Genomic DNA, 1,457 nt, shown 5'->3' on the forward strand with positions numbered 1-1,457 from the left:
CCATTCACTCTGTCTTTGGCTGTGTAGGTAAAGTCGCCAGCATCAACAACATCGGTTACCGGCACATACACTAAATTACCGATATCACTTGCATCAATGGTTTGGTTCACCGTGACATCGACGCTATTTAGCTTCAATACGCCTTTCGACGCATCGGGCAAACGCGTGATAGTGATAGAGGTCAAGCTGTCACCATCTTGGTCTGATATCACAAAGTGGTTGCTGGTAAAGGCTAAATTTACATCTTCGTCGGTGGTTAAGGTGTTATTTTGCGCAACCGGTGCAAATTCATTTAAGTCAAATTTATTCAGAACACCGTCACCATCGGAGTCGAGAATTTGTACTTGCGAGGCATCAAACAACGCTTGGCGTTCTGTCTCATTTAATGCGGCGTTATAGGCTGAAAATGCATAGAGGCCATCTGTTGAACCAAACGGCTGGGTTTGACTATATTCTATTAATCCCAATGTGGTATCAGCATAATTAATTGGGCCTGCGAATACCTGGCTCACCTCGCCAGCAAACTGGTTATCGATATAGAGCTTAAATTTCTGATCGTCCGTGGATGGGTCGCCATCGGGATCGGCGAGATAGATATAATGTAAATGAACAAAACGGCCGTAAGGCGTATCAGCGCCAAATGAGAAGTTTTCCGCACCTAGACCTTGAGCTGACAACCCTATTTCGTTAATAGCAGAGGAATCTTGCTCGAATTTCAGAACGGTTTTATTGGAAGACCAATTACCTAGCCATTCGATGTTACTGCGCGATAGGTCCTCTTTGACATAGATGATAGCGTCATAACTGGCATCACCGCTAATCGCTTGGAGATCAATTGTGGGGTTACTGGTGCCTGAACTGTTGCTCTGAGCGGCTAAAAAGTCGGTTTTCTGTAAAACAGGACCTGATTGAAGCGGAGCGTTGGCCAAAGACTGATTCACCCAAGCAGCAAGACCATCGGCTGAGGTAGAGAGTTCATTTTCCCAGAAATCGGCTTTGTCGTTACCATCATTGTCTTCAGTAACGATAGCGCTGCTGTCTACTAGCGGGTCGAGTGAGGTGAAATACGATTCAAACTTATCACTGAGGGTGTCACCATCGTAATCAGACCACGGATTGACATCTTCATCTTGCTCTAGACCAAAAGTCACCCCATCACTATCTACATCGAGGGCATCAATTGTGCTTTGTAGATCAGCAATAGAATCGGTAGAAGCCACCGTCACGGCCAACACCGCCTCAATGATTGATTGGTCAAAATTTCTCAGGTCTGGCGTGATGCCAATGTTGTTGTAATCATCGATGGTTTTGTTGCTTGACGCAGTGATGATCTGATACGCGCTGGTGATTTTGTTAGCGTTATTTAGCGTTTGCTCTTGTAGCCATGCGTTCATCTGATCTACTTGAGCAGAAGAAAGGCTGGTTAAGCCAATGGTGTTGTAGGTGGACTCGGTTGG

General features: G+C 45.6%; 1 protein-coding gene. It reads right to left on the bottom strand.

What is annotated here, in order from left to right; genetic code table 11:
- Positions 1-1,457: Ig-like domain-containing protein (locus F8B77_RS17615; RefSeq protein WP_167512859.1), on the bottom strand; the 1,457-nt coding region annotated here is incomplete at both ends.

This window comes from Aliivibrio finisterrensis, assembly GCF_008933155.1.
In the GTDB taxonomy this organism is placed as follows: domain Bacteria; phylum Pseudomonadota; class Gammaproteobacteria; order Enterobacterales; family Vibrionaceae; genus Aliivibrio; species Aliivibrio finisterrensis.